General features: G+C 68.7%; 26 protein-coding genes. 16 read left to right on the top strand and 10 right to left on the bottom strand.

Translation table 11 applies throughout. The features are described 5' to 3' along the window. Positions 1 to 58: 58 nt before the first annotated feature. From AC3ERS_RS28695 to AC3ERS_RS28705, 3 genes are read right to left on the bottom strand one after another with little or no spacing between them, the layout of a single operon-like run. Positions 59 to 412 (bottom strand): UBP-type zinc finger domain-containing protein, encoded by a 354-nt coding sequence (locus tag AC3ERS_RS28695; RefSeq protein ID WP_431971222.1) that lies wholly within the window; start codon positions 410 to 412, stop codon positions 59 to 61. Next, the gene (locus tag AC3ERS_RS28700) at positions 409 to 1905 is read right to left on the bottom strand and encodes an ATP-binding protein (RefSeq protein WP_431971223.1); all 1497 of its coding nucleotides are present in this window, start codon (positions 1903 to 1905) and stop codon (positions 409 to 411) included. Before AC3ERS_RS28700 ends, AC3ERS_RS28695 begins: the two co-directional genes overlap by 4 nt. A gap of 16 nt (positions 1906 to 1921) precedes the next feature. Then, the gene (locus AC3ERS_RS28705; RefSeq protein WP_431971224.1) at positions 1922 to 3589 is read right to left on the bottom strand and encodes an NAD(P)/FAD-dependent oxidoreductase; all 1668 of its coding nucleotides are present in this window, start codon (positions 3587 to 3589) and stop codon (positions 1922 to 1924) included. A gap of 507 nt (positions 3590 to 4096) precedes the next feature. Here AC3ERS_RS28705 and AC3ERS_RS28710 point away from each other — a divergent pair. Further along, on the top strand, positions 4097 to 4552 hold the full coding sequence (locus AC3ERS_RS28710; protein WP_431971225.1) for an SRPBCC family protein: 456 nt from the start codon (positions 4097 to 4099) through the stop codon (positions 4550 to 4552). A gap of 97 nt (positions 4553 to 4649) precedes the next feature. Here AC3ERS_RS28710 and AC3ERS_RS28715 read toward each other — a convergent pair whose 3' ends face one another. Continuing rightward, positions 4650 to 5678 carry a beta-ketoacyl-ACP synthase III gene (locus AC3ERS_RS28715; protein ID WP_431971226.1) on the bottom strand — a complete coding sequence of 343 codons (1029 nt, stop codon included), beginning with the start codon at positions 5676 to 5678 and terminating at the stop codon, positions 4650 to 4652. Positions 5679 to 5900: 222 nt separating this feature from the next. On the opposite strand from AC3ERS_RS28715, the gene AC3ERS_RS28720 reads away from it, so the two are divergent. The 6 genes from AC3ERS_RS28720 (at position 5901) to AC3ERS_RS28745 (ending at position 10812) form a co-directional block, all read left to right on the top strand. Then, complete coding sequence (locus AC3ERS_RS28720; protein ID WP_431971227.1) at positions 5901 to 6173, top strand: GlsB/YeaQ/YmgE family stress response membrane protein; 273 nt, start codon at positions 5901 to 5903, stop codon at positions 6171 to 6173. A gap of 100 nt (positions 6174 to 6273) precedes the next feature. Then, positions 6274 to 6987, top strand: coding sequence for a phosphatidylserine decarboxylase (locus AC3ERS_RS28725; protein WP_431971228.1), 714 nt, complete (start codon positions 6274 to 6276; stop codon positions 6985 to 6987). Next, positions 6987 to 7889 carry a CDP-alcohol phosphatidyltransferase family protein gene (locus tag AC3ERS_RS28730; protein WP_431971320.1) on the top strand — a complete coding sequence of 301 codons (903 nt, stop codon included), beginning with the start codon at positions 6987 to 6989 and terminating at the stop codon, positions 7887 to 7889. Before AC3ERS_RS28725 ends, AC3ERS_RS28730 begins: the two co-directional genes overlap by 1 nt. Positions 7890 to 7923: 34 nt before the next feature. Further along, the gene (locus AC3ERS_RS28735) at positions 7924 to 8817 is read left to right on the top strand and encodes an RNA polymerase sigma-70 factor (RefSeq protein ID WP_431971229.1); all 894 of its coding nucleotides are present in this window, start codon (positions 7924 to 7926) and stop codon (positions 8815 to 8817) included. A gap of 96 nt (positions 8818 to 8913) precedes the next feature. Then, a complete protein-coding gene (locus AC3ERS_RS28740; RefSeq protein ID WP_431971230.1) occupies positions 8914 to 10002 on the top strand; it encodes an NAD(P)/FAD-dependent oxidoreductase in 1089 nt (362 codons plus the stop codon). Between the two features lie 72 nt (positions 10003 to 10074). After that, entirely contained in the window at positions 10075 to 10812 is a 738-nt protein-coding gene (locus tag AC3ERS_RS28745; protein WP_431971231.1) for a Clp protease N-terminal domain-containing protein, read from the top strand. Between the two features lie 187 nt (positions 10813 to 10999). On the opposite strand, the gene AC3ERS_RS28750 is transcribed toward AC3ERS_RS28745, so the two are convergent. Further along, positions 11000 to 13057 carry an NAD(+) synthase gene (locus AC3ERS_RS28750; protein ID WP_431971232.1) on the bottom strand — a complete coding sequence of 686 codons (2058 nt, stop codon included), beginning with the start codon at positions 13055 to 13057 and terminating at the stop codon, positions 11000 to 11002. A 46-nt stretch (positions 13058 to 13103) separates the two neighbouring features. Beyond that, a complete protein-coding gene (locus AC3ERS_RS28755) occupies positions 13104 to 13778 on the bottom strand; it encodes a suppressor of fused domain protein (RefSeq protein ID WP_431971233.1) in 675 nt (224 codons plus the stop codon). Between the two features lie 155 nt (positions 13779 to 13933). On the opposite strand from AC3ERS_RS28755, the gene AC3ERS_RS28760 reads away from it, so the two are divergent. Both AC3ERS_RS28760 and groL read left to right on the top strand, forming a co-directional pair. After that, a complete protein-coding gene (locus tag AC3ERS_RS28760) occupies positions 13934 to 14236 on the top strand; it encodes a hypothetical protein (RefSeq protein ID WP_431971234.1) in 303 nt (100 codons plus the stop codon). 259 nt (positions 14237 to 14495) lie between these two features. Next, positions 14496 to 16121, top strand: coding sequence for a chaperonin GroEL (groL, locus tag AC3ERS_RS28765; RefSeq protein ID WP_431971235.1), 1626 nt, complete (start codon positions 14496 to 14498; stop codon positions 16119 to 16121). A 112-nt stretch (positions 16122 to 16233) separates the two neighbouring features. Here the strand turns inward: groL and AC3ERS_RS28770 are convergent, their stop codons facing one another. The 3 genes from AC3ERS_RS28770 to AC3ERS_RS28780 all read right to left on the bottom strand — a co-directional run bounded on the left by AC3ERS_RS28770 (position 16234) and on the right by AC3ERS_RS28780 (position 18833). Continuing rightward, the gene (locus AC3ERS_RS28770) at positions 16234 to 16959 is read right to left on the bottom strand and encodes a DUF6585 family protein (RefSeq protein ID WP_431971236.1); all 726 of its coding nucleotides are present in this window, start codon (positions 16957 to 16959) and stop codon (positions 16234 to 16236) included. Positions 16960 to 17147: 188 nt separating this feature from the next. Further along, positions 17148 to 17837 (bottom strand): ZIP family metal transporter, encoded by a 690-nt coding sequence (locus tag AC3ERS_RS28775; RefSeq protein ID WP_431971237.1) that lies wholly within the window; start codon positions 17835 to 17837, stop codon positions 17148 to 17150. An 18-nt stretch (positions 17838 to 17855) separates the two neighbouring features. Beyond that, positions 17856 to 18833: an SMP-30/gluconolactonase/LRE family protein gene (locus AC3ERS_RS28780; protein ID WP_431971238.1), complete on the bottom strand. Its 978-nt coding sequence runs from the start codon at positions 18831 to 18833 to the stop codon at positions 17856 to 17858. A gap of 104 nt (positions 18834 to 18937) precedes the next feature. Between AC3ERS_RS28780 and AC3ERS_RS28785 the strand changes: the two genes are divergently transcribed. The 7 genes from AC3ERS_RS28785 to AC3ERS_RS28815 all read left to right on the top strand — a co-directional run bounded on the left by AC3ERS_RS28785 (position 18938) and on the right by AC3ERS_RS28815 (position 23527). After that, complete coding sequence (locus AC3ERS_RS28785) at positions 18938 to 19396, top strand: MarR family winged helix-turn-helix transcriptional regulator (RefSeq protein ID WP_431971239.1); 459 nt, start codon at positions 18938 to 18940, stop codon at positions 19394 to 19396. Between the two features lie 16 nt (positions 19397 to 19412). Continuing rightward, the gene (locus AC3ERS_RS28790; RefSeq protein WP_431971240.1) at positions 19413 to 19577 is read left to right on the top strand and encodes a hypothetical protein; all 165 of its coding nucleotides are present in this window, start codon (positions 19413 to 19415) and stop codon (positions 19575 to 19577) included. Beyond that, positions 19574 to 20581 carry a putative FMN-dependent luciferase-like monooxygenase gene (locus AC3ERS_RS28795; RefSeq protein WP_431971241.1) on the top strand — a complete coding sequence of 336 codons (1008 nt, stop codon included), beginning with the start codon at positions 19574 to 19576 and terminating at the stop codon, positions 20579 to 20581. The genes AC3ERS_RS28790 and AC3ERS_RS28795 overlap by 4 nt, the downstream gene beginning before the upstream one ends. 4 nt (positions 20582 to 20585) lie before the next feature. Beyond that, complete coding sequence (locus AC3ERS_RS28800) at positions 20586 to 20738, top strand: hypothetical protein (RefSeq protein WP_431971242.1); 153 nt, start codon at positions 20586 to 20588, stop codon at positions 20736 to 20738. A 187-nt stretch (positions 20739 to 20925) separates the two neighbouring features. Further along, entirely contained in the window at positions 20926 to 21720 is a 795-nt protein-coding gene (locus AC3ERS_RS28805; protein ID WP_431971243.1) for an HAD-IIA family hydrolase, read from the top strand. Between the two features lie 279 nt (positions 21721 to 21999). Continuing rightward, on the top strand, positions 22000 to 22605 hold the full coding sequence (locus tag AC3ERS_RS28810) for a TetR/AcrR family transcriptional regulator (protein ID WP_431971321.1): 606 nt from the start codon (positions 22000 to 22002) through the stop codon (positions 22603 to 22605). 61 nt (positions 22606 to 22666) lie between these two features. Further along, on the top strand, positions 22667 to 23527 hold the full coding sequence (locus AC3ERS_RS28815; RefSeq protein WP_431971244.1) for an alpha/beta hydrolase family protein: 861 nt from the start codon (positions 22667 to 22669) through the stop codon (positions 23525 to 23527). Positions 23528 to 23650: 123 nt separating this feature from the next. Here the strand turns inward: AC3ERS_RS28815 and AC3ERS_RS28820 are convergent, their stop codons facing one another. Beyond that, positions 23651 to 25720 (bottom strand): prolyl oligopeptidase family serine peptidase, encoded by a 2070-nt coding sequence (locus AC3ERS_RS28820; protein WP_431971245.1) that lies wholly within the window; start codon positions 25718 to 25720, stop codon positions 23651 to 23653. Between the last annotated feature and the right edge of the window lie 43 nt (positions 25721 to 25763).

The raw sequence follows: 25763 nt of genomic DNA on the forward strand, positions 1-25763 counted from the left end.
TTCCCGATGCCACACAGCGCCGGAGGCTCCGGCGCGTCGGCAGCAGCGTACCGGACGGTCAGTGAGTGTGCGCCTGCCAATCCTCGGGCACGCGCCCGCGCGGGCCCGGCACGCCCTGATCGGCCGGATGACTGTGCGGAGGTGCGAGTTCGGGGCCGCCGCCGTACATCTCCTCGCTGCGGAAATCCCAGAACCAGTCCTCACCGGGCTCGAAGCTCTGGATGAACGGGTGGCCGGTGTCCTTCGCGTGCTTGGTGGCGTGCTGGGCGGGCGAGGTGTCGCAGCAGCCGACGTGGCCGCATTCGGCGCAACGGCGGAGGTGGACCCACCAGCCCTGCTCGCCTTCGCATTCGAGGCAGCCGGGGCCGCTGGGCGGGACGGCTGGGTTGATGCCTTCGATCGCTTCCGTCATCGAGTTACTCCTGTCGATGTCTCCAGTGCGCCTTCTTCATTTTGCTCCGGGCGGTGCAATGGGAGGCGGACCGTGAAGCGGGTGTCGCCGGGTTCGGAATCGACGCGGATGTCGCCGTTGTGCTTGTTGACGACGATGCGGAACGAGATGTCGAGGCCGAGTCCGGTGCCTTCGCCGACCGGCTTGGTGGTGAAGAACGGCTCGAAGACGCGGCGGCGGACGTCGTCGGGGATGCCCGGGCCGGTATCGCCGATCTCGACGACGGCGCAGTCGTTCTCCTTGCTGGTCCGCACGGTGAGGGTGCCTTCGCCGCGCATCGCGTACACCGCGTTGTCGATCAGGTTCGTCCACACCTGATTGAGCTCGGCGGCGTAGCAGGGCAGCGGCGGCAGAGTGCGGTCGTACTCCTTGACCAGGTGCACGCCGTCGCCGAGCTTCCTGTTCAACATGACCAGGGTGCTGTCGAGCAGCTCATGGATGTCGACCACCTGGAACGGGGCGCGGTCCATCTGCGAGTACTGCTTGGCGGCGCCGACCAGCGTGGAGATCCTGGCGGTCGAATCCGCGATCTCGTTCATCAGCAACTCGGTCTCGATGGTGTAGTTGAGCCAGCGGATCGCGCCCTCGAACACCTTGTTCGGGCAGCCCTCCAGGGTGCCCCACACCCGCTCCAACCAGTCCACGTCGAATCCGGCCTGCACGAAGTTCGGCGCCAGGTTCCAGGCGTCGCCGATCTCGTGCTCCTCGAGCCACTCGCCGAGCACGTCCTCCCGGTCGGCGGCCTCCATCGGGGTCAGCTCGGGCGCCTTGGCGACCTGGGCCGCCGCCTCCTCTTGCAGTCGCACCAGGGTGACGAGCACTTCCGGCTGGAACTTCCCGTCTGCCATCATGGCCAGCTTGTGCCGCATCCCCGCGACCCGCTCGCGCAGGCCCGAGGTGGCGCGCACCGCCGCGGCGGCCGGATTGTTCAGCTCGTGCGTCAGACCCGCCGACAGCGAACCGAGCGCGAGCAGGCGCTCCCGCTCGGCTACCCGCTGGGTGGTGTTGCGGCTGCCGAAGAACGCGCCCTCCAGCAGGTGCACCGCCATCGGGAACCACTCGTGCATCATGCGCGCGAAGGTGCCCGCGTCCAGCACGTAGAACCGGGACTTGCGGGTGACGTACATCGAACCGGTGTAGTTCGCGTCGGCCTTGTCGCCCAGGTACGCGCTCCACGCGCCCGCGTAAGCGCCCTTGTGATCGGTGCGGTTCAGCTCGATCTCGGTGCCGCCGGACAGCTTGGTCAGCCGGACCTCGCCGTCCATCAGAACGTAGAAGCAGGTGGCCGGATCGCCTTCGCGGAACACCAGTCCCGGCTCGATGTACTCGATGCGCCCGTCGGCGCACAACCAGGCCAGCTGGTCGTCGTCGAGTTTCTCGAACAGGAACAGAGTGCGCAGTTCCGCCGGATCGCAGACCAGATGCGAATGGCGAGCGGCATTTTCGAGTGTCACGACAGCCCTCCTGAATTCACGCCAGATACCGGTGCACGAGCATGACCGCCATCGCGCCCTCGCCGACCGCCGAGGCGACTCGCTTGGCGGACTCGGCGTGCACGTCGCCCGCGACGAACACGCCGGGCACGCTTGTTTCCAAATGATGTGGCGGGCGCGGCAATTCCCAGCCCGATGGCCGGGCGCCTTCGACCATGAGATCCGGCCCGGCGAGCACGTACCCGGCTTCGTCGCGCTTGACGATGCCGTCGAGCCAGTCGGTCTGCGGCGCCGCGCCGATGAAGAGGAACAGCCGCTCGGCCTCCGCCTTCTCTTCCGCGCCCGTGACCTTGTCGCGCAACACGATCCGCTCCAGATGATCGCTGCCGTCGGCGGCCGTGACCTCGGTGTTGGTGTGCACCTTGATGTTCGAGATCTGTGCGATCTGCTGGATCAGATAGTGCGACATGGACTTCTCCAGCGAGTCCGCGCGCACCACCAGGTGCACGGTGCGGGCATTGCGGGAGAGGAAGACCGCCGCCTGCCCGGCCGAGTTGGCGCCGCCGACGATATAGACCTCGTGATCGGCGCACTCGGAGGCCTCGGTCATCGCCGAGCCGTAATACACACCGCGACCGGTGAAATCGTCGACGCCGGGCGCTGGATGACGCCGATAGTCGACGCCGGTCGCGATGATCACGGTGTGGCCGCACAGCGTTCCGCCGTCGGCGAAACGCACGGTGCGCGCGGAGCCGTTGACCTCGAGTCCCACCACTTCGCGGGTGGTGATCACCTCGGCGCCGAACTTGGCGGCCTGCCGCCGCGCCCGGTCGGCCAGTTGCGCGCCGGACAGCCCGTCGGGGAAGCCGAGGTAGTTCTCGATCCGGGAGCTCTGCCCGGCCTGGCCGCCGGTCGCGGTGCGTTCGACGAGCACCGTGCGCAGGCCCTCGGACGCGCCGTACACCGCGGCGCCGAGCCCGGCGGGACCGCCGCCGACCACGATCAGGTCGTAGAAATCGCCGGTGGGTGTGACGTTCAGCCCGACGCTCTCGGCCAGCGCGCTGTCGGTCGGCTGTACCAGCGCGTCACCGGAGGCCGTGATCACCACCGGACATCGGTTCGGGTCGGCGCCCGCGGCCTCCAGCAGGCGGACGCCCTCCGGTTCGTCGGCCAGGTACCACCGGTAGGGCAACTGGTTGCGGGCCAGGAATTCGCGCACCTGCGAGGAGCGCGGCGACCAGCGATTGCCGACCACCTTGGTCTCGGTCACCGGCCGGTGCTCGCTGCTGCGCCAGGCGTCGAGCAGGCCGTCCAGCACCGGATAGAGCTTCTCCTCCGGCGGGTCCCATGGCTTGAGCAGGTAGTGGTCCAGGTCGATCACGTTGATCGCGTCGATCGCGGCGTTGGTGTCGGCGTAGGCGGTCAGCAGCACGCGGCGCGCGTACGGATGCAGGTCCATGGCCTGCTCCAGGAATTCGATGCCGTCCATGCCGGGCATCCGGTAGTCGGCGATCAGCACGGCGACCGGCTGGCCGCGAAGTTTCATCTCGCGCAGGGCCTCGAGCGCCTGCGAGCCGGATTCCGCGCGCAGAATCCGGTAGTCGGCGCCGTAGCGGCGGCGCAGGTCGCGCACTACAGCCCGGGAGACGCCCGGATCGTCGTCGACGCTCAGGATTGCCGGTTTCGGAGCAGCGGGTGCAGTCACCACAAAATTATGTCGCCTCGGCGTCGGGAGTGTCGCCGGAGTTTTTCCGCCCCCTGGTCATCCCCCGCGTCCCGGCAGGGACGCCGTCGCGCGGTGCGCGACCTGGCTCACACGCGGTGCTGGAGCACCATTTCGAGTTCGCTCGGCGTGAGCAATCGCTCCAGCCGTTCCTCTCGGGCGAGCGCCTTCTCGGTCCGACGCGTGATCGCACCGCGGTCCGCAGGCCCGTCATCGGGTTCTGAATAGGGAAGCAGCGGAACTCGGTCCGCCTGCCGACGATGAAGAAGCGAGCGAAGATTCACGGCCGATCACCTCACGCTGGACGGGAAAGCTGGCTGTGGCTTGTGCTTCGTCTATCCGTCATTGTGCGCGGACCATTACGACCGGAGGCAACCAAAAGGCCAAAATGTGACTTAGTTGTCTTCCAGGGTCCGCCGTTTAGGATGTCTGTTACTCGTCGTACACAAGGGTCCGGAATGTCCGGACCTCGCATCACCGGAGGCAGTGTTGCCCAACCATCTCGAAGCGACCGTCGACATCGCCGCATCCCCGGAGCGTGTCTGGCAGATCGTCTCCGATCTCGCGCGCATGCCCGAGTTCAGTCCGATGACGGTCCGGATGGTCCCGCTCGGCACGCCGAAGGCGGGCACCTGGACCGTGAACTGGAACAAGGACGGCTGGAAGCGCTGGCCGACGACCTCGCGCATCGTGCGGTTCGAGCCCAATCAGGCTTTCGCGTTCCGGATGAACGAGAACCACACCGTGTGGAGCTACACGCTCGAGCCCACCGCGACCGGCACCCGGCTGGTCGAGCGGCGCGACGTGTCCAACGGCGTGACCTGGGTGATCCGCAAGGCCATCGACGCCGTGCTCGGCGGTGAGCAGGCCTTCGAGGCCAACCTGGTCCGCGGCATGAACGAGACGCTCGCCAAGGTCAAGGCCGTGGCCGAGGCGAGCGCCTGACCCTCGCTCCGGCGGATAGGTCCACCGCGGCCGAACGCGGTCGTGCCCTCGCCCCGAGCGGGGTTGAGGGCACGACTCGCCGGACGGGCGGAAGCGTCTACTTCCAGTTCGGCAGGGTGACGACCTGCGACGCGTAGGAGAGACCAGCGCCGAATGCGATGAGCAGCGCGGTGTCGCCCGGCTTCGACTCGCCGTTGCGTAGCAGCGCCTCCATGGCCAGCGGGATGGACGCGGCCGAGGTGTTGCCGGTCTCCTCGATGTCGCGTGCGAGCGCGCAGTCCTCCGGCAGCTTGAGCACGCGCGCCATGATCTCGATGATCCGGCCGTTGGCCTGGTGCGGGATCATCGCCTGCATGTCGTCGGTGGTGAGGCCGGCGCGATCGATCGCGTCGCGGCACACCTTCTCCAGCGAGTGGGCGGCCCACCGGAAGACGGCGGTGCCCTCCATGGCCATGTACGGCCGGACCGCGTCGAGGCCCTGCTCGTCGATCTCGGCGAAGAACTCCATCCAGTCCTTGTCCTGACGGATCGCATGGTGCTGGGTGCCGTCCGAGCCCCACACGGTCGGGCCGATGCCCGGCTCCTCGGAGGGGCCGACCACCACGGCGCCCGCGCCGTCGGCGAACAGGAACGCGGTGGAGCGGTCGCGCATGTTGATGGTGTTGGTCAGTTTCTCCACACCGATCACCAGCACGTTCTTGGATGTGCCGCACCGCACGAGGTCCGATGCCAGCGCCAGCGCGTGACAGAACCCCGCACAGCCCGCGGAGATGTCGAACGCCGCCACGCCGTTCATGCCGAGCTCGGTGGCGATGCGCGGGGCGGCGGCGGGTGTCAGCAGCAGATGCGTCGACGTGGCGACGATGACACAGTCGACGTCGTCGTAGTCGACGCCCGCCGCCGCTAGCGCGTTCTGCGCGGCGGCCACGCTCATGCTCTGGATCGTCTCGTCCTCGGAGGCGAAACGCCGGGTCTTGATGCCCGACCGGGTCTGGATCCACTCGTCGCTGGAGTTGATCGGTCCCGCTACTTCGTCGTTCGTGACCACACGAGCCGGGCGATAGACGCCGAGCCCGAGGATCGCGGTGTGCTCAGCTCCGGTGGTCTGGGCGATTCGAGCAGACATGATGGATCTCCTATTACCTGCGGCGCTGCTGCCGGGGATCCGGCGGAGCCTCGAACTCCTCATCGGTGTGCCAGCTAGCTACGAGAGCGTAGACATGAGGCTCCCTCATATTACCCGAGGGTTGCCAGGGGGAGTGCTTATTCTCACAATCGCCGGGTATGTCTGCGGAAGCACACCATTCACCACTAGGGGTGCGTCCCAACTAATTTATGCGAGGTCACCATGCTCGGTCTTGGGATCATCGGCTGGATCATCATCGGCGGTCTCGCCGGGTGGATCGCCAGCAAGATCATGAAAACGGACGCCCAACAGGGCATCCTGCTGAACATCGTCGTCGGCGTCATCGGCGGTCTGCTCGGTGGATTCTTGCTCAAGCTGCTCGGCGTCGACGTCGAGGGCGGCGGGCTGTGGTTCAGCTTCTTCACCTGCCTCGGCGGCGCGATCATTCTGCTGTTCCTGGTCGGCCTCGTCACCGGTCGCAGGGCCATGCGCTGACCGGACGTACCACGGGCTCCTCCCGTAAGGTGTGAACGCTTGCGCCGGACCTATCGTTGAAGGGCGCAAACCGACTGCATCTAGCACGAAAGAGGAGCCTGTGGCACGCCGTCCCACCCCGCCCGGCACGCCCGAAACGACCGGCGTCGGCCACGTCGTCGACCTGGTCCGGGCCGCCGTACCCCCGCTGCATCCCGCCGGGCTGCCCTTCGTCGCCGCGCCGCTCGCGGTCGCGGTGCTCGGCGGAAAGCGCAAATGGGTGCGCCGGACGGGTCTGCTCGCCGCGGCGGCCTGCGCCACCTTCTTCCGTCATCCGACGCGGGTTCCGCCGAACCGGGCCGGCGCCGTCGTCGCCCCCGCCGACGGTGAGATCGCCCTGGTCGACACGGCCGCGCCGCCCGCGGAACTCGGGCTCGGCGACCAGCCGCTGCCCCGCGTCAGCATCTTCCTCTCCGTGCTCGACGTGCACGTGCAGCGCACCCCGGTCTCCGGCGTCGTGCGCGTGGTCAGCCACCAGGCGGGCCAGTTCCGCTCGGCCGACCTGCCCGAGGCCAGCTCGGTGAACGAGCGCAACAGCATGGTGCTGGAGACCCCGGCGGGCGAGCAGCTCGTCGTGGTGCAGATCGCGGGCCTGCTCGCCCGGCGCATCGTGTGCGACGCGCAGGTCGGCGACGTCCTGACCATTGGCGACACCTACGGTTTGATCCGCTTCGGCTCCCGGGTCGACACCTACTTCCCCGCGGGCACCGAGCTGCTGGTGCAGCCGGGGCAGCGCACCATCGGGGGCGAGACCGTCCTGGCCGTGTTGTCATGATGGAAGCGGCTGTGCCCACCCAACGGCGCAGGCGCCGCAGCGTCCGGCTGCTCCCGAGCATCGTGACCATCCTCGCGCTGTCCTCCGGCCTGTCCGCGGTGAAGTTCGCGCTGGACGGCGAGCTCGACATCGCGCTGGCCATGGTCGGCGCCGCCGCGGTGCTGGACACCCTCGACGGCCGCCTGGCCCGCATGCTCGACGCCACCACCAAGATGGGCGCGGAGCTCGATTCGCTCTCCGACGCGATCTCCTTCGGCGTCGCGCCCGCGCTGGTGCTGTACATCGCGCTGCTCGACCAGAACAGCGCGGGCTGGATCATCGCGTTGTTGTTCGCGGTGAGCATCGTGCTGCGTCTGGCCAGGTTCAACACTCTGATGGACGACGACACCCGGCCCGATTGGTCGCGTGACTATTTCGTCGGAGTGCCCGCGCCCGCGGGCGCGCTGATCGCGCTCGTGCCGATCGGGTTGTACGTGCAGTTCGGTGACGGCTGGTGGGTCGGCTTCTATGAGGTCGCCGCCTGGACGGTGTTCGCGGCGGCGTTGTGCGTCAGCACGATTCCGACGCTGGCGATGAAGTCGGTGTCGGTGGCGCCGCAGGCCGCGGCCGGGCTGCTGGTGCTCGTCGCGTTGGCGGGGGCACTGCTGGTGACCTACCCGATCGTGCTGCTGCTGGTGCTCGTCGCGCTCTACCTGGGACACATTCCGTTCGCCTGGTATTCGCAGCGCTGGGTGGCGGCTCGGCCGGAAACCTGGGAGCACAAGCCCGCCGAACGCCGGGCGCAGCGCAAGGCGCAGCGGCGCAGGCCCGCGATCCGGTCCGGCATCCGCAGCTCGAGCGCGCGGCTGCGGCTGCGCAGGCCGGGCGGCCGAAAGGAACAGGCGGACGACGTAGTTCGCTGAGGCGGACGAACGCGGCGGGCGAGCGCGGAGGAACGTGACGGTGGAACCCGACGGACTGCGCGAATTCCAGGCGCATCGGCCGCGGTTGTTCGCGCTCGCCTACCGCATGCTCGGCTCGGCGGCCGAGGCCGAGGACGCGGTGCAGGAGACCTACCTGCGCTGGGACGGCACCGACCGGGCCACTATCCGGTCCGCGGAGGCCTGGCTCACCACCGCCGTGGTGAATCTCTGCCGCACCTGGCTCGTTTCGGCGCGGGCGCGGCGCGAGACCTACGTCGGCCCGTGGCTGCCGGAGCCGGTGGCCACCGCGAACGGCGAACTCGGCCCGCTGGAGACCGTCGAGGAACGCGAGCTCGTCTCGCTGGCGCTGCTCACCGCGCTGGAGCGGCTGAGCCCGGTGGAGCGAGCCGTCTTCGTGTTGCGCGAGGCGTTCGGTTACGCCCATCGCGAGATCGCCGACATGCTCGACCTCACCGAGGCGAGTTCGCAGCAGACCTACCGGAGAGCCGGTCAGCGCGTGCGCGACGGCCGGGCGCGCTTCGATGTCGAACCCGGTCATGCCAGGGCGCTGATCGAGCGTTTCCTCGCGGCCGCCCGCTCCGGCGACGTCGACACGCTCGGCCGGATGCTCGCGGCCGACGTCACCGCCGTCGCGGACGGCGGCGGCCGGATCAACGCCGCGCGGCGGCCGGTGCGCGGCGCCGACCGGGTGGCGCGCTACCTCGTGGGCCTGTTCCGCTGGGAGGTCCCCGGCATGGCGATCGCCGTCGAGGAGGTCAACGGCGCCCTCGCGGTGGTTGTCCGGGTCACCGAAACTCCCATGCTGATAGTCGGCATCGAGCTGGACGGCGATCGGGCGCGCGCACTGCACCTCGTCGTCAACCCCGACAAGCTGGCCTATTTCGCCGCGGCCGACCGGTCGTCGTAGTCGCTCGGACGGTGTGACGCGGCTCATGCCGCAGGCTGTCAGGGATCGGGGGCCGATCCAGTCTGAGGGGTATCGGCCAACGAGAGGAGCCACATCATGATCGGGAAACAGCACATCGTCGTTCTGGGCGCCGGATACGCGGGTCTGGCCGCGGCGCGGCGGCTGGCCGGACGGGCGGGGGACGCGCGGATCACCGTTGTCGACGCCCGCGCCGAGTTCGTGGAGCGGGTGCGGTTGCACCAGCAGGTCGCCGGGCAGCGGTTGCGTCGCTGGGACTTGGCGGAGATCTTGGAGCGCAAGGGTATTCGGTTCGTCCTGGCGCGAGCGACGCACATCGACACCGCGGGTAAGTGGATCGAGCTGGACGGCGGAGATTCCATCGACTACGACGTGCTGATCTACGCGCTGGGCAGTCTCGCCGATCCCGGCGGCGTGCCCGGCGTCGCGGAATTCGCCAGGTCCGTTGCCACACCGGAGGATTCGGCGTGGACGGCGACCGACGGAACGATCGCCGTCGTCGGCGCTGGCGCCACCGGCATCGAGCTGGCCGCCGAAATCGCCGAGTCTCAGCCGGATTCGCGCGTCGTGCTGCTCAGCGCCGACGAACCCGGCGCCTGGCTCTCGGCGACGGCCGCCGCGCACATCCGGGCGGTGCTGGAAAAGCTCGGTGTCGAGATCCGCGCGGAGGTGAAGGTGGTCGAGGTGACCGAGGACGGTGTCCGGCTCGCGGGCGATGAATTCGTCGCGGCCGGGACCACGGTCTGGACCACCGGATTCGGCGTACCCGATCTCGCCGCCCGCGCCGGTCTCGCGGTGGACGGCGCGGGCCGGGTGCTGACCGACGAATCCCTGCGCTCGATCTCGCATCCGGAGATCTACGCCGCGGGCGACAGCGCGGTGATCGCAGGTCCGGGCGGACGGTCGCTGCGGATGGCATGCGCGACGGCGCTGCCCACCGGAAAGTACGCGGCCGACGTGGTGGCGGCCCGGCTGCGCGGGCGCGACCCGCGTGACCTGCGCTTTCGATACATCCTCCAGTGCATCGGCCTCGGTCGCCGCGACGCCGTCGTCCAGCTGCTGCACGCCGACGACACCCCGGCGCGGACCGTGCTGCGCGGGCGGCTCGGGGCGCGGGTCAAGGAGCTCATCGTGCGCGGTGCGGCGGGCGCGGCCGGGCTGCGATAGCGGCGCGGAGCTGCCGAACAAGATCGTCAACTAAAGGTTGACGATCCTCATGCGTCAACTTATGGTTGACGCATGACTTCCTCGATTCGTCTCGACGACCTCATCTCCGCCATCAAGAAGGCTCGGCCGGACAACGTGCTCGAGCAGCTCTCCGACGCGGTCATCGCCGCGGGGCACCTCGACGAAGTGGCCGATCACCTGATCGGCCACTTCGTGGACCAGGCCCGCCGATCCGGCGCGTCATGGACCGACATCGGCGCCAGCATGGGCGTCACCAAGCAGGCTGCGCAGAAGCGGTTCGTGGCCAAGGGCCCGGGCGACCCGGCCGAGGCCGCGGCGATGGATCCGAACGCCGGATTCGCCAAGTTCACCCCGCGCGCCCGCGCGGTGGTGATGGCCTCGCAGCAGGCCGCGCAGACCGCGGGCAACAAACTCATCGGGCCCGTCCACCTGGTGCTCGGACTGCTGAGCGAGCCCGAAGGCCTTGCCGCCAAGGAGATTCTCACCGCGGGCCTCGGCCTGGAAGAGGTGCACGCTGCCGCGACCGCCGCCCTGCCGCCCGCCGAGCCCGGCGAGGACGGCCCCGCCGCTCTGGTGCCCTTCGACCCCGAGGCCAAGAAGGCGCTCGAGCTCACCTTCCGCGAGGCGCTTCGCCTCGGCCACAACTACATCGGCACCGAGCACATCCTGCTCGCCCTGCTCGAACAGGAGAACGGTGCGGGCCTGCTGACCGGCCTCGGCATGGACAAGGCGAAGACCGAAGCGCACCTGGTGGAACTGCTTTCGGTGATCGCCGCCCAGAAGCCATGAAGAAGGGGCGCCGCGGCGCTCGGGTCGCGCTCGCCGCCGCCCTGGTCGCCGTGGTACTCCGGCCGGTCACCAGGACGCGTCGGCGCCTGAACGATGGTCGGATAGTGTTGCTGCTTAACGGTTTTCGGTACGCGTATGCCGAATGTGCGCGGCGTCGCCGGATCGTGCGGACCGCGCGTCGCCGTGCTCATGGCACGTTGCGCTCGAGCTCGTCCAGCCAGGCGGCGGCCGACGCGTCGCTCGGCGCGCGCCAGTCACCGCGCGGCGAGAGCGAGCCGCCGGAGCCGACTTTCGGCGCGTTGGGCAGGGTCGACCGCTTGAACTGGCTGGTCTGGACGAACCGCCGCAGGAATTCGGCGAGCCAGCGCTTGATGGTCGGCAGATCGTAGGCGTTGCGCTGATCGGCCGGGATCAAGTCGGGCCACGGTCCGCGTTCCGGGTCCGACCAGGCATGCCTGGCCAGGAACGCCACCCGGCTCGGCCGATAGCCGAAGCGCAGCAGGTAGTACAGGTGGAAGTCCTGGAGCTCGTACGGGCCGACGGTGGCCTCGGAACTCTGACTCGGCCCGTCGCCGTCGGCATCGGCGCCCGGCACGAGCTCCGGTGAGATCTCGGTCCGCAGAATGGACTTCAACACCTCCGACGCCTCGGGGCCGAACTGCCCGATGTCGGCGGACCAGGCGATCAGATATTTGATCAAGGTCTTCGGCACCGAGGCGTTCACGCTGTAGTGGGCCATGTGGTCGCCGACGCCGAAGGTGCACCAGCCGAGTGCCAGTTCGCTGAGGTCGCCGGTGCCGACCACCAGCGCACCGTGCTGGTTGGCCAGCCGGAACAGATGCGAGGTGCGCTCGCCGGCCTGAATGTTCTCGTAGGTGACGTCGTACTGCGGAACACCCTCGGCGGCAGGATGATTCAGATCGCGCAACATCTGCGTCGCCGAGGGGCGGATATCGATCTCCGCCGCGGTAACTCCGAGCGCCGCCATCAGCCGGTGGGCGTCGGTGCGGGTCCGCGTGCTCGTGGCGAATCCCGGCATGGTGTAGGCCAGGACGTTCGCGCGGGGCAGGCCGAGCCGGTCCATGGTCTTGGCGGCCACGATCAGCGCCTGGGTCGAGTCCAGCCCGCCGGAGACGCCGATCACCAGTCGCCGCAGGCCGGTCGCGCGCAGCCGGGTGCTCAAGCCCTCCACCTGGATGTGGTGTACCTCGGCGCAGCGTTCGTTGCGCGCGGCCGGATCGGCGGGAACGTAAGGGAAACGCTGGATTTCGCGGCGCAGACCCACCGCAGCAGCCGGCACCGGCAGGTCGAACTCGATGCGGCGCATGGCGCTCAGCCGCTCGCGATGGTCGTGCACGTTGTCGGCGAAGCTGGTGGTGCGGAGCCGGTCGGCGGCCAAGCGTTGCAGGTCGAGATCGGCCGTTACCAGCTGCGGGTGGTCGGCGAAGCGTTCCCCCTCGGCGAGCAAATCGCCGTTCTCGCAGACCAGCGCCTGCCCGTCCCAGGCCATGTCGGTCGTCGACTCGCCATGTCCCGCCGCGGAATACAGGTAGGCGGCGAGGAATCGCGCCGAATGCGAGGTGCACAGCGCCCTGCGGTAGTCGGCCTTGCCGATCACGATGTTGCTGGCCGAGAGATTCACCAGCACGGTCGCTCCGGCCAGCGCCGCGTAACCGCTCGGCGGCAGCGGCACCCAGCCGTCCTCGCAGATCTCGAGGTGAAAAGTGAAGGTCGCCAGGTTGGTCGCGGTGAACAGCAGATCCGCGCCGAACGGCGCGCGCTGCCCGGCGATCGTGAGGTGGCCCACGAGATTCTCTCTGGCGGCGGCGAATTGGCGCTTCTCGTAGAACTCGCGATAGCTCGGCAGATAGCTCTTGGGCGTGGCGCCGAGCACCTGCCCGCGGCAGACGGCGATGGCGCAGTTGAACAGTCGCCCCTGGGAGCGCACCGGCGCGCCGACCAGGAGCACCGTGTCGATGTCGGCGCTCTGGGCGACCAGCTCGGTCAGCGCCGCGTCCACCGCGTCGTCCAGCGCGTCCTGATGGAACAGGTCGTCGGCGGTGTAGGCGGAGAGGCCGAGCTCGGGAAACACTGTCAGCACCGCGCCGTCGGCGGCCGCCTGACGCGCCAGGCGCAGCGTCTCCTCGACGTTGTACGCCGGATCGGCGACCTGCACCCTCGGCACCGCGACCGCGACCCGGGCGAACCCGTGCCGGTACATCGAATCGAACGGCAGTCCGCCCATCTCGTCCCCTTTCGGGATCGAACGCGATCGTGTTCCACCGCGGAATCTACGCGCGCCCGCGCAATCCGCCGCCCCAACGTGGCCACTGCGCCTGCGGCTTGGGCGCGGCGACCAGCGATTCCCGATCGATATCGGTGACGAACAGCGGCAGCCGCGGCGCGAGGCCGTCCAACAGGGCGAGCAGTTTTCCGCCCAGCGCGGCCTGGTACTCGGTCTTCGTCAGGCCGACGATCTGGAGGAATGCGACCCGGCCGTTGGGGGTGGCGATGGCGCCCAGCTCCGGGTCGGTGACGAAGCCGACGGCCTGGATCGCCGAATCGGGCCGGTCGGCGGCGAGGGGCCCGTTCGCCTTGATGGTGTGGCCCGGCTCGAACCACTTGCCCGACTGGAAGACGTACCTGGCGAGATCCTGCAGGAAGTGTGCGGGCCAGATCGGCGCCTGCGCCGCGCCGATGTCGCCGGCGAGCCGGAAGGTGAACTCGAACCCCCACCCGGAGACCGCCGGGTCGTCCCATTCCTTCTCGCCGAGCTCGCTCATGCCGTACCCGATGTAGTGCCAATGCGGGACCGGATCGGTCCGCGGGTACGCGCTGACACCCTCCAGCGGGTCGGGTCCGCCCAATGACCAGGGGTGCCCGACCGTCCAGTGCACTGGTTGTAGCTCGCCGTACAGCTGTGCCAGGACTTCCTCGATCGCATCCCGGCCGGGTCCAACACTCACCTGGTCACTGTAGGGGGTCCGTGCGGACGCGAATTTCCGCAGACTCAGCCGTGAGCCCCTGATTCGGGTCCGGGGCGCTGCGGGAGGGAGGGTGCGGAGTGTGCCCGCCGGTTGCTCGGCCGAATGTCGTCACCGTCGACCGCTAAGCTATAGCGATGGCGGATGAATCGGCAGACACGGATTCCGACCTAGTCGCGGGTGAACATCGCGCGGACCTGTTGCTCGCCCTGTCGTATGTTTCCACCGAATCCGGGCCGGACGGCGAATACATCGTGAACGGCGATCTGCCGCCCGAAGTGGCGCCACCGTTCATCCGGGCCATCATGCGCATCGAGGCCGAGCTACTGCTGCACGACGCCGAGCTCGTCACCGTGGACAACGAGGAACCGAGGACGCCGGAGGATCGCCGCACCGACGCGTTCGTCGCGCTGGTTCTGCGCATCGACGACCGGCACTGAGACCCGAGCCCGCCCGGGGACCGCGCACCGCCGGAGGTGCGCCCGGTCCGCCCCGAACCTTGCACTCGCCACCCTCGAGTGCTAGAAATGGCTTTGGCACTCTCGACCTGTGAGTGCCAGGGTCGGGACGGTGAGACCGGGTTTCATCGACACCCTCGGTCGTCCGTCGCGGGCACCGAACCTGGCCAGCGTAAATGGGGCGATCCGAAAGGGGTCGTCCTGTGTGTCAGCCCCATTACTAATGGAGGATCTCAACGCAATGGCCAAGACAATTGCGTACGACGAAGAGGCCCGTCGCGGCCTCGAGCGGGGTCTGAACAGCCTCGCCGACGCGGTCAAGGTGACGCTGGGCCCCAAGGGTCGCAACGTTGTCCTGGAGAAGAAGTGGGGCGCTCCCACGATCACCAACGATGGTGTGTCCATCGCCAAGGAGATCGAGCTGGAGGACCCGTACGAGAAGATCGGCGCCGAGCTGGTCAAGGAAGTCGCCAAGAAGACCGACGACGTCGCGGGCGACGGCACCACCACCGCCACCGTCCTGGCTCAGGCGCTGGTGCGCGAGGGCCTGCGCAACGTCGCGGCCGGCGCGAACCCGCTGGGTCTGAAGCGCGGCATCGAGAAGGCCGTCGAGGCCGTCACCGCCAAGCTGCTCGACACCGCCAAGGAGGTCGAGACCAAGGAGCAGATCGCTGCCACCGCCGGTATCTCGGCCGGCGACGCGTCCATCGGTGAGCTGATCGCCGAGGCCATGGACAAGGTCGGCAAGGAAGGCGTCATCACCGTCGAGGAGAGCAACACCTTCGGCCTCCAGCTGGAGCTGACCGAGGGCATGCGCTTCGACAAGGGCTACATCTCCGGTTACTTCGTCACCGACCCGGAGCGTCAGGAAGCGGTCCTCGAGGACCCGTACCTGCTGCTGGTCGGCTCGAAGATCTCGACCGTCAAGGACCTGCTGCCGCTGCTGGAGAAGGTCATCCAGGCCGGCAAGCCGCTGCTGATCATCGCCGAGGACGTCGAGGGCGAGGCCCTGTCGACCCTGGTCGTGAACAAGATCCGTGGCACCTTCAAGTCCGTCGCCGTCAAGGCCCCGGGCTTCGGTGACCGCCGCAAGGCCCAGCTGGCCGACATCGCCATCCTGACCGGCGGCGAGGTCATCAGCGAAGAGGTCGGCCTCTCCCTGGAGACCGCGGGCATCGAGCTGCTCGGCCAGGCCCGCAAGGTCGTCATCAGCAAGGACGAGACCACCATCGTCGAGGGCGCGGGCGACGCGGAGGCCATCAAGGGCCGCGTTGCGCAGATCCGCACCGAGATCGAGAACTCGGACTCGGACTACGACCGTGAGAAGCTGCAGGAGCGTCTGGCCAAGCTGGCCGGCGGTGTCGCGGTCATCAAGGCGGGCGCGGCCACCGAGGTCGAGCTCAAGGAGCGCAAGCACCGCATCGAGGACGCCGTCCGCAACGCGAAGGCTGCCGTCGAAGAGGGCATCGTCGCCGGTGGTGGCGTGGCCCTGCTGCAGTCGGCTCCGGCGCTGGACGCGCTGAACCTGACCGGTGACGAGGCCACCGGCGCGAACATCGTGCGCGTCGCGCTGTCGGCTCCGCTGAAGCAGATCGCCTTCAACGCCGGCCTCGAGCCCGGCGTGGTCGCCGAGAAGGTCTCGAACCTGCCCGCGGGTTCCGGCCTGAACGCCGACTCCGGCGAGTACGAGGACCTGCTGGCCGCCGGCGTCGCCGACCCGGTCAAGGTCACCCGCTCGGCGCTGCAGAACGCGGCCTCCATCGCGGCCCTGTTCCTCACCACCGAGGCCGTCGTCGCCGACAAGCCGGAGAAGGCCGCCGCTCCCGCCGGCGACCCGACCGGTGGCATGGGCGGCATGGACTTCTGATCCCCGGATCGGCGAGTTCTCGCTAGTCACGAAGGCCGGTCCACCCCTCGGGTGGACCGGCCTTCCGCGTATCACGCTGTGGCAGAACGGAGTCGACTCGGCGTAACCGGTCTCAGGCGGTCGCCGGGAGGCGGAGGCGTTCGGCCAGTTCGTTGAAGATGTAGAAGTTGGGGATGGCGGCGACGGGGGCGAGGGAGATCCAGGTGCCGTCGACCTTGATGCGGACCAAGCCGCTGCGGGCGTCGATGAGCTGGATGCGTTCCCAGGGATAGACCTGATTGCGGAAGATGAGGGCCGTCAGGTCCAAGCCGATATCGCCGAATTGCATGATGTCGCCTCGGTCGATGGTGGCGACGGCGCGCGGCAGCTGGGTTCCGGTGATGGCCGATTGGATCGCCCTGCCCCATTCGCGCGCGTCGGCGAATTCGGTGTCGTCGAAGGACGCGTGCGCCCCGTCCGGACCGCTCATCTCCAGCGAGTATTCGGTGTGCGCGGTGTTCTGGAACGGGATGACCTGCTGCCGGACTTCGGCCGTGTCCCAGCGGAACCCGGCGATCTGCTCGCCGGAGCGGTACACGGTCATGCCGCGGTCGAACAGATCCAGCCGGGCCGAGCGGTTCTGGCGGTTCTGTCGCCCGCGCACCGAGGCCAGTGTGGCGGGCAGCAGCGCGACGACCCCGACCGCGATTCCGCCCCCGACCGAGCCCACCGCCGCGCAGATGACACCGACCGCGGCGAGTCCGCCCGCGACGATGCCGCATCCGCGCACGAATGTGTCGCTCACCGGTGCGGGGAGGAAAGTCTGGCGGTGTGTGCCGAGCTTTTCGTATTCGGCCATCAAGTGGACAAGCTGCGACAACGGTATTGTTCGCCGGACATCGGTTCCGCCTGCACCGTCCTCCGGCGTGCTCGGAGTGGTCAATAGTCCCTCCATGAGGCGGTTTTCATCCGCGCGAAGCGTATGTCACCGGACCGAATACCGCTACCGCAACCCCCGGAAATACGCGTGTCGCTATTGCGGCGGAATCAGCCCTGGAGCACGAAGGCGACCAGAAAACCTGCTGCCGTGGCCATTCCGACCCACCAGCCGCCCTCGCGATAGGCCTCGGGCATGAGCGAATCCGCCAGCACGGCAATGGTCGCGCCACCCGCGAATGCCTGCACGGCACTGATGTGGGTGGCGGAGAGATTGTCCGACAGACTGTTTCCCAGCACGGTGACCAGAACGAGCACGGCGCCCGTCGCCGCCCACAGTCCGAACGCGCGGACCTGTTCGAAACCGTGTTCGCGACGCATCAGCGCCGCGCCGCCGATGGCCTCCGGCACATTGCCGACGGCCACCGCGACCAGCAGCACCAGCCCGCCGCCCGAGGTCAGCGAGACGCCGAGCGCGGTGTTCTCCGGCACGCCGTCCAGAATGGTGCCGAGCATCAGCGCCCAGCCGATGGCGGCCGGCCCCAGCCTGGTCTCGATCAGATGGCTGGCGACCACGTAGACCCCGGCGCCCGCGAACAGCGCCGCACCGGCGATCAGCACGCCCGCCTGGTGGAAGGCCGGTTCGAACAGTTCCGAAGAGACCGCGGCGATCATGGTGCCCGAGCCGAAGGCCATCAGCGAGGCGAGCAGCGCCCTCGGCAGCGTCCAGCGCAGTCCGATCGCCGCGCCGACGAGCAACGGCACCGCGGTGCCTAGACCGTAGAGCAGTGCGGTCACCATGCCGCTCACCCTAAAGGCTCAGATACCGTTCACCGCGACGACGCGGAAGACGCCCGGAGTGCCCGCCCCCATCGGTCCGCCCTTGTCGAACTGCGAAGCGACCACCAGCGTGCGCTCGTCGTCGCGCACCAAAGTGGTTGGGATGCCGAGCGACTCGTCGGTGAGCCGTGCGGCCGGCCGCGCCGCGGCGCCGTCCTCGCTCAGGGTCCAGCGCGAGATCGTGTTGGTCCTGTTGTGCGCCACCCACAGGGTGTCGCCGCGCAGGTCGAGGCCGTCGGCGTTGATCAGGTCGCCGCCGCGCAGGTCGACCTTGCGGATCGGTGCGTCGGCGGTGAGGTCGACGCGATAGAGGTCGCCGCCGACCATGTCGACGACCAGCAGGTAGCGGCCGGAGGAGTCCGCGACCAAGCCGTTGAGGCTGAATCCTCCTGGCTCGCGCGGCTCGATGACGCCCGCCAGCTCGAATCGCGGTGTCAGTTCCCCGCGTCCGCCCTGCGCGGCGGCCGCGGTCACCTGATCGGGCGTGACCCGGTAGACCACCGCGCGGACGCTGTCGGTGAGGTAGGCGGCGCCGTCCGGCGTGATGACGACGTCGTTGACGAAGCGCGGGTCGGCGCCGGGCACGTCGAACCGCGCGATCAGCGCGCGGTTGCCGGTGTCGTACACGGCGACACCGGTGGTCGAGTCGGTCACCCAGAGTCGGCCTGCCCCGTCCACTTTCATTCCGTTGGCGGTCTTTCGCCCGTCGGCGCCCTCGGGCAGGAAGACCTCCGCCTTCTCCGCGCCAGGGGTGGCGCGGTAGATCGCGCCGGTGGTGTACGAGCCGACGTAGGTGTCGCCGGTGCGCGCATCCAGCGCGATGCCTTCGGGATAGACGCGATCGCCGGGGAGTTCGTAGGCGGTGGCGACGCGCGGGCTGTCGTCGGGGGAGCCGCACGCGGAGAGCGCGGCTGCCAGCGCGAGAGCTGCGATCGCCAGTGGGCGTGTGGTTGGCATGCTCGAGCCTTTCGTCTTCCGTTGTAGATCGAATGCGAACATAGATTAGAGTTCTAATGTTCGTCAAGACTCTAATGAAATAACGAGCGGATACGATGCCAGGCATGACGTCCATGCCCGCCTCCGAACGCATCGGCTCGTATGTGAAGCGCGCGGAGCAGGCGCTGAACACGGCGAAGAACGCCGCGCTGAAGCCCGCGGGCGTCACGGTGGCCCAGTACTCCGCGCTGCTGCACCTCTCCGAGAACCCGGGGATCTCCGCCGCCGCCCTCGCCCGGCTCTGCGGCGTCACGCCGCCGACCATGAACACCGTGCTCGGCAACTTGCAGGAGCGGGGGTTCATCGAACGGACCCCGCACGCGTGGCACAAGAACGTGCTGGAGACCCGCCTCACCGAACGCGGCGAAGCGGCCATGGAAGACGCCGACGCGCGCGCGATCCGGGTGGAGCGGGCGGTCGACGCGTCGTTCTCCGCAGCCGAACGCGAGACCCTCCGCGACCTGCTCACCCGCTGCGCCGACGCCTACGAAGCGACCCGCGCGCAGGACGCGCCGGGGAAGTAGTACCGAACCAGGACGCTTGTCCGAATCTTCCGCACCCTGGGAGCAGGCCGAGCCGGCACTGTCCATCGCGCACACCGGCGACGTGCTGCGCGGCGGACAGATCGTGTTGCGCGGCAGCGCAGAGGAACTGCTGGACAATGTTGCCGTCCGCGACGCGTACCTGGGAAAGGTGACCGCATGAGTAGTAAACGTCTCGGCCTGTTCACCCGGCTGGTCCGTTCCGAGGACCGCCACGACGCCGCCGAGGTGTACCGCTACGCGCTGGAGCAGATCGAGCTGGCCGAGCGCCTCGGCTACGACGTGGCCTGGGTCGCACAGCACCACGTGGACCCCGCGGAGGGCGGATTGCCCTCGCCGCTGGTGTTTCTCGCGCACGCGGCGGCGAAGACGAGCCGCATCAGGCTCGGGACCGCGATCGTGACGCTCGGGCTGGAAGATCCGATCCGGGTCGCGGAGGACGCCGCCGTGCTGGATGTTCTCTCCGGCGGCCGCCTCGAATTGGGTTTCGGCAGCGGGGGTTCCAAGAGTTCCTTCGAGCTTTTCGGGGTGGCGAGCGAGGACCGGCAGCGGGTGTACGCCGACAAGCTGGCCAAGGCGACCTCGGCCCTGCGCGGCGAGGAGCTGGTTCCCGGCCGGAGCCTGCACCCGCGCACCGAAACGCTGCGTGAGAACCTTTGGCACGCAACATTTTCCGTGTCAGGAGCGCAACTCGCGGGCGCGGCGGGCGCGGGTCTGCTGCTTTCGCGGACACAGCCGCGCGATCGCGCCTCGCCCCATGCACGGCTCGACGAGGTGCAGCGCGCGCTGATCGAGGCGTACTCGGCCGCGCTGCCCGCGGACATCGCGCCCCGCATCGGGGCCTCGCGCAGCGTGTTCGTCGCCGACGACCACGAGTCGGCGACACGTCTGGCCGAACGCGGCGCGCTGCGATTTCTCGAACATCTGCGCGCCGCGGGCATTCCGGAGTTCGCCGAGTCCGTCGAGGAGGTGCTGCGCGACTCCTACGTCGGCACCCCCGACGAGGTCGCGGCGGCCCTCGCGGCCGACACCGCGGTGGCCGATGCCACCGACCTCATCGTCCAGATCCATCCCGTCGACCCCGACCAGCGAGCGAGCCTGCGATCGATCGAGCTGATCGCCGCCGAAGTCGCGCCGTGCCTGGGTTGGCGCGCATCCGAACGGTAGTCCCGTGACCGATGTCGTCGATGCGGTGCTCGGCGCAGAGCACGCAGCCGCTGCCCTCGGCATTCTGCTGCTGGATGAGTACTTCGACGTCGACGGAGCCCAGGTGTTCCTGCCGGCGCTGGCGATGGTCGCCGCCACCTTGGCGCCGGGGCGCTAAGGTGGCGTCCGAACCCGTTGCAGCCCAGTGATTCCGGCGCCGCGCGTGTCGATCCTCGCTGGGGAGACCGACCGACGAGCGGGTGCCGGCGCCGGGCTACGCCGCGTCGCGCTGGGCGCGTGGCGGTGAGCGCAGACCTGCGGCCGGTCCGCGTGCGGGACGCCCGATGCGGTCGTAGGCTGAATTCATGTCGGGCGGCGAGATCAGAGGCGTGCTCTACGACATCGACGGCGTGCTGGTTACTTCCTGGCGGCCGATCGACGGAGCGTCGTCCGCCGTGCGCGAATTGCGCGAAAGGGGTTTGCGCCGAGCATTTCTCACCAACACCACGTCACGCACCTGCGCCGAGATCGGCAAACGATTGCAGAGCGCCGGATTCGAGATCGATACCGGGGAAATCGTCACGGCGGGCCGGTTGACCGCCGAATTTCTGCGGCGCCGCTATCCGGGTGCCCGGGTCTGGTTGTTGAATCACGGGGACATCGCCGAGGATCTCGCCGGGCTCGAGCTCGTCGAGGACCATCCCGATGTGGTGGTGATCGGCGGCGCCGGAACGGAATTCACGCACCGCGCGCTCAGTCGCGTTGCCGAGCTCATGCTGGACGGCGTGCCCGCCGTTGCGATGCAGGGCGGCCTCACCTGGGCCACCGACGACGGACTGCGGATCGACGCGGGCGCGTACCTACCGGGGCTTTCGGCGGCGGGCAACGCGGAGATCGAGGTGGTCGGCAAGCCCGCTCCCACAGGGTTTCGCACCTGCGCGCAACTCATGGGCCTGGAGCCCGCCGAGATCGTGATGGTCGGCGACGACCTGCATTCCGATGTGCTGGCCGGGCAAGCCGTCGGCATGTCCGGGGTGCTGGTTCGCACCGGCAAATTCCGGCCCGGTGTGCTCGCGGCGGCCATAACGGCACCGGACCATGTGATCGACTCCGTCGCCGCGCTGCCGGAACTGTTGTCGACCAGCGGCGACGCCGTGTGAAGAAGAGGGACCGGTTCGTCCGAAAAAAGTTCTACTAATTTCCTCCAAAAGCCTTCCGGCGCGGCGCATCACTGGGTATCGTCCCTTTCGGCAAACAGCCAGTGACAAGGGAGTCACGATGGTCGGATCGGAGGAATGGTTGATCTAGCTACCAGGCTGCCAACTTTCGGCTAACGCGCGGTCGGTCGAAGGTTGAGACGAAGGGCCCGATCCATGACGAGGGGATCGGGCCCTTCGGTATTGTCTGGCGCAATGTCACAGGATGCGAATACGGGACGAATGTATGCCGGGCAACCCGTAGAGGACCGGCAACGCCAGCGGCGTGCGCGTTTTCTGGAATCAGGCCTGACGGTCTTTGCGCGCGACGGATACGCCAATAGTTCGGTGGGCGCCATCTGTAAAGACGCCGGGCTCTCCTCACGACAGTTCTACGAGGAGTTCACCGGCCGCGAGTCACTCCTACTCGAGCTATACGAGCAAATCGACAAGGAGTCGCGCGAAGCGGTGACGGCCGCGTTGGACAAGAAGACCGACGCGTCGGCGCTGGAGCTCATCGATGCCGCGGTGCGCGCTTACGTCGAGTCCATCGGGTCGGATCCGCGCAAAGCGCGGGTAGCGCTCGTCGAGGTGGTCGGCGCCGGACCGAAGGTGGAGAAGTTCCGCCTGGAGCTACGCCGGGTGTGGGGCTCGCTGCTGGCCAGCGCCGCCGAGGACGCGGCCATGCAGGGGGAAATCCCGCCCGGCGACTACGAAATGCGGGTGCTGGCGATCATCGGCGCTGTGAACTACGTGGTGGATTCGTGGAGCGGTTCGGATCCGCGCCCGCCGCTGGACGACGTGATCCGCGTGCTCAGCCGAGTGATCATGGGTGCGGTCGGCGCGTAGCGGACCGGGTGGTCGGCTGCCCGCGCGGCGGTACGCGACGCCGCGCGGTAGCGTGCGCTGCATGGAGACAGTTCCGATCCAGGTGCCGGACGGCAGCACCATCCCGGTGCGGTTGATCCCGGCCGTGGGTCAGCACCGGCATGCGGTCACGCCCGACGCGCCGCGTCCGGTCGTGGTGATCGTGCCGGGGCTCGGCGTACCCGGCGCCTACTACGAACTGGTCGCCGAGCAGCTCGCCGCGCGCGGATTCGACGCCGCCATCGGCGAAATGCGCGGCAACGGCGACAGTCGGCCCCGGCCGAGCCCGACCAGCACCTACGGCTACCACGAGCTGGTGTCGGTGGACTTCCCCGCGATCTTCCAGGTGGTGCGCGACCGGTTCCCGACCAGCACGCCGTATCTGCTCGGGCACAGCATGGGCGGTCAGCTCGCCGTCATGTACGCGGCGCGAATCCGCGGCAGGCTGGGCGGTTTGATCCTCGTCGCCTCCGGCACGCCGTACTACCGGGGCTATCCCGGGTTGTTCAGTCCCGGCATGCTGTTCGGCACCGCGGCGGCCTCGCTGACCGCCAGCCTCGCCGGTTTCTGGCCGGGCGATCGGATCACCGTCGGCGGCTTCGGTCCCCAGTCGAAGGTGCTCATCTCCGATTGGGCGCGGCTGGCGCGCACCGGCCGGTTCGCGCCGGTCGGCGCCGATATCGACTACGAGGAACGCATCGCCCGGCTGAAGCTCCCGGTGCTGTCGGTCACCATCGCGGGCGACGAGCTCACCCCGCGCGGGTCGGCCGAGCACCTGATCGGCAAGATGCCCGATGCCGAGCTGACCGCGTGGCATCAGCCGGAACGGCTGGGACACAACGGCTGGATCCCGGATCCGAACTCCACCGTCGACCGCATCGAGAAGTGGCTGCGCGACCGGTGATCACGCGGCGGGTAGCCGGCCTGCCCGCGAATCCGTAGAGCATGGCGTCGACGCCGCTGTCGAAATCGGTTCCGTCCTCGGCGTCTACCGTGCGGCCATGGTAGACGCCGAGCCGCGCGTAGTTCAGTCGGCCGATCGTTCGCCGCCCTCGATGAGCATCTGGGTGAAGAACTCGTAGATGAGCGCGGCCTGGAACGCCATCTGCTTGTTGTCCGCCGCGCCGCCGTGCCCGCCCTCGATGTTCTCGTGGTACCAGAACGTGTGGCCCTGCACCTCGAGCAGCGCCGCCATCTTGCGGGCGTGACCGGGGTGCACGCGGTCGTCGCGGGTGGAGGTGGTGATCAGGATCGGCGGGTAGTCGGCGTCGGCCCGGGAGTTCTGGTACGGCGAGTACTTGCCGATGTACTCCCACTCCTCCGGCTTGTCCGGGTCGCCGTACTCCGCCATCCACGAGGCGCCCGCCAGCAGCAGGTGGTAGCGCTTCATGTCGAGCAGCGGGACCTGGCAGACGATGGCGCCGAACAGCTCCGGGTACCTGGTCAGCATCACGCCCATCAGCAGACCGCCATTGCTGCCGCCCACCGCGCCGAGCTGTCCGGGCGTGGTGATGCCGCGATCGACCAGATCCCTGGCGATGGCCGCGAAATCCTCGTACACCTTGTGGCGGTTGGCTTTCTGCACCGAGGTGTGCCATTCCGGGCCGTACTCGCCGCCGCCGCGGATGTTGGTCATCACCCAGGTGCCGCCGCGTTCCAGCCAGCCCATGCCGGAGGCGCCGCTGTAGGCGGGCGTGCGGGAGACCTCGAAGCCGCCGTAGCCCGACATGACGGTGGGACCGGGGACGTCCTTGCGGTCGCGATGCCGAATCACGAAGTACGGCACCATCGTTCCGTCGTCGGAACGGGCGAAGAACTGCTCGGTCTCCACGCCGTCCGCGTCGAAGAAGGCAGGTTCCTGCTTGAGCTGCTCGGTGCTGCCGCCGACCGCGCTGGCCAACAGTGTGGCGGGCGTGGTGAATCCGCTCGTGGTGAGCATGAACTCGTCGCCGCCCTCCAGCGGGTCCAGGTTCATGACGCTGGTCGTCGCCATCGGCGGGGTGTCGGCCAGCGGCTCGGTGGTCCAGCCGTCCGGCCCCGGGGTCAGCACGTGCAGCTTGGTCTGCACGTCTTGCAGGGTGATGAGCAGCAGGTGGTTCTCGGTCCAGCCGTAGCCGTGCAGCGAGGTGTGCGCGTCGGGGGTGAAGAGCGCCTCGAATTCCCTTGCGCCCGCGAGGAAACTCTCGAAATCGGTGGCGAGCAGGGCGCCGGCCGGATAGGCCACGCCGCCCACCTCCCACGGCGACTTCAGCCGGACCAGCAGCCAGTCCTTGTACCAGGATTCGCTGGCGTCGCTGGGCACGTCGATGTGGCGTAGCGACCCGTCCGGCTCGATGAGGTGCACCTCTTCGTTGAAGAAGTCGGTGGCGCGGCCGACGAAGTGGCGTTCGTAGCCGGGGGTGCGGTCATAGCCCGCCGACACGGCGACGTCGTCCACCGTGCCCTCGAAAACCGTTTCGGCTTCGGCGAGTTCGGTGCCCCGCTGCCAGCGCTTGGCGATGCGCGGATACCCGGATTCGGTCAGCGAACCAGGACCGAAATCGGTGCCGACGTACACCGAGTCGACGTCGATCCACCTGATCTCCGACTTCGCCTCGGGCAGGAAGTAGCCGCCGTCCGCCGGGGCGATGAATTCTCTTCGCTCGATGTCGAATTCGCGAACGACCTTGGCATCGGCGCCGCCTCGGGACAGGCTGATGAGCGCGCGCGACTGCTCGGGGCGCAGCACCGCCGCGCCGCCCCACACCCAGTTCTCGTCCTCGGCGTCGGCCAAGGCGTCCAGGTCGATCAGGACGTCCCAGTCGGGCGATTCCTTGGCGTACTCGGCGAACGTGGTGCGGCGCCACAGGCCGCGCGGGTGCTCGGCGTCGCGCCAGAAGTTGTACAGCCAGCGCCCGCGACGGCCCGGATAGGCGATCTTGGTGTCGGTATCGAGCATGTCCAGGATGCGGTGCTCCAGGTCGGTGAACCGCTCGGTCGAGGCGAAGCGCTGACCGACCACCTCGTTGTGTGCGCGCGCCCATTCCAGGGGTCGCTCGCCGGTCACTTCTTCGAGCCAGAGGTAAGGATCCGTCACATTCTGCTCAACGCCGCTCATGCCTTCGCCTCGCTGGCGCTCGGCTCCGGCATGCGCGAAGCGC

The sequence above is a fragment of the Nocardia sp. bgisy134 genome (assembly GCF_057708325.1).

Excerpts from the sequence above, each read along its gene's own strand:
- AC3ERS_RS28695 (WP_431971222.1), bottom strand. The coding sequence starts at position 412 with ATGACGGAAGCGATCGAAGGCATCAACCCAGCCGTCCCGCCCAGCGGC.
- groL (WP_431971235.1), top strand. The coding sequence starts at position 14,496 with ATGGCCAAGACAATTGCGTACGACGAAGAGGCCCGTCGCGGCCTCGAG.
- AC3ERS_RS28770 (WP_431971236.1), bottom strand. The coding sequence starts at position 16,959 with ATGGCCGAATACGAAAAGCTCGGCACACACCGCCAGACTTTCCTCCCC.
- AC3ERS_RS28775 (WP_431971237.1), bottom strand. The coding sequence starts at position 17,837 with ATGGTGACCGCACTGCTCTACGGTCTAGGCACCGCGGTGCCGTTGCTC.
- AC3ERS_RS28820 (WP_431971245.1), bottom strand. The coding sequence starts at position 25,720 with ATGAGCGGCGTTGAGCAGAATGTGACGGATCCTTACCTCTGGCTCGAA.
- AC3ERS_RS28760 (WP_431971234.1), top strand. The coding sequence starts at position 13,934 with ATGGCGGATGAATCGGCAGACACGGATTCCGACCTAGTCGCGGGTGAA.
- AC3ERS_RS28750 (WP_431971232.1), bottom strand. The coding sequence starts at position 13,057 with ATGGGCGGACTGCCGTTCGATTCGATGTACCGGCACGGGTTCGCCCGG.
- AC3ERS_RS28805 (WP_431971243.1), top strand. The coding sequence starts at position 20,926 with ATGTCGGGCGGCGAGATCAGAGGCGTGCTCTACGACATCGACGGCGTG.
- AC3ERS_RS28780 (WP_431971238.1), bottom strand. The coding sequence starts at position 18,833 with ATGCCAACCACACGCCCACTGGCGATCGCAGCTCTCGCGCTGGCAGCC.
- AC3ERS_RS28740 (WP_431971230.1), top strand. The coding sequence starts at position 8,914 with ATGATCGGGAAACAGCACATCGTCGTTCTGGGCGCCGGATACGCGGGT.
- AC3ERS_RS28745 (WP_431971231.1), top strand. The coding sequence starts at position 10,075 with ATGACTTCCTCGATTCGTCTCGACGACCTCATCTCCGCCATCAAGAAG.
- AC3ERS_RS28810 (WP_431971321.1), top strand. The coding sequence starts at position 22,000 with ATGTATGCCGGGCAACCCGTAGAGGACCGGCAACGCCAGCGGCGTGCG.
- AC3ERS_RS28730 (WP_431971320.1), top strand. The coding sequence starts at position 6,987 with ATGGAAGCGGCTGTGCCCACCCAACGGCGCAGGCGCCGCAGCGTCCGG.
- AC3ERS_RS28720 (WP_431971227.1), top strand. The coding sequence starts at position 5,901 with ATGCTCGGTCTTGGGATCATCGGCTGGATCATCATCGGCGGTCTCGCC.
- AC3ERS_RS28815 (WP_431971244.1), top strand. The coding sequence starts at position 22,667 with ATGGAGACAGTTCCGATCCAGGTGCCGGACGGCAGCACCATCCCGGTG.
- AC3ERS_RS28795 (WP_431971241.1), top strand. The coding sequence starts at position 19,574 with ATGAGTAGTAAACGTCTCGGCCTGTTCACCCGGCTGGTCCGTTCCGAG.
- AC3ERS_RS28715 (WP_431971226.1), bottom strand. The coding sequence starts at position 5,678 with ATGTCTGCTCGAATCGCCCAGACCACCGGAGCTGAGCACACCGCGATC.
- AC3ERS_RS28785 (WP_431971239.1), top strand. The coding sequence starts at position 18,938 with ATGACGTCCATGCCCGCCTCCGAACGCATCGGCTCGTATGTGAAGCGC.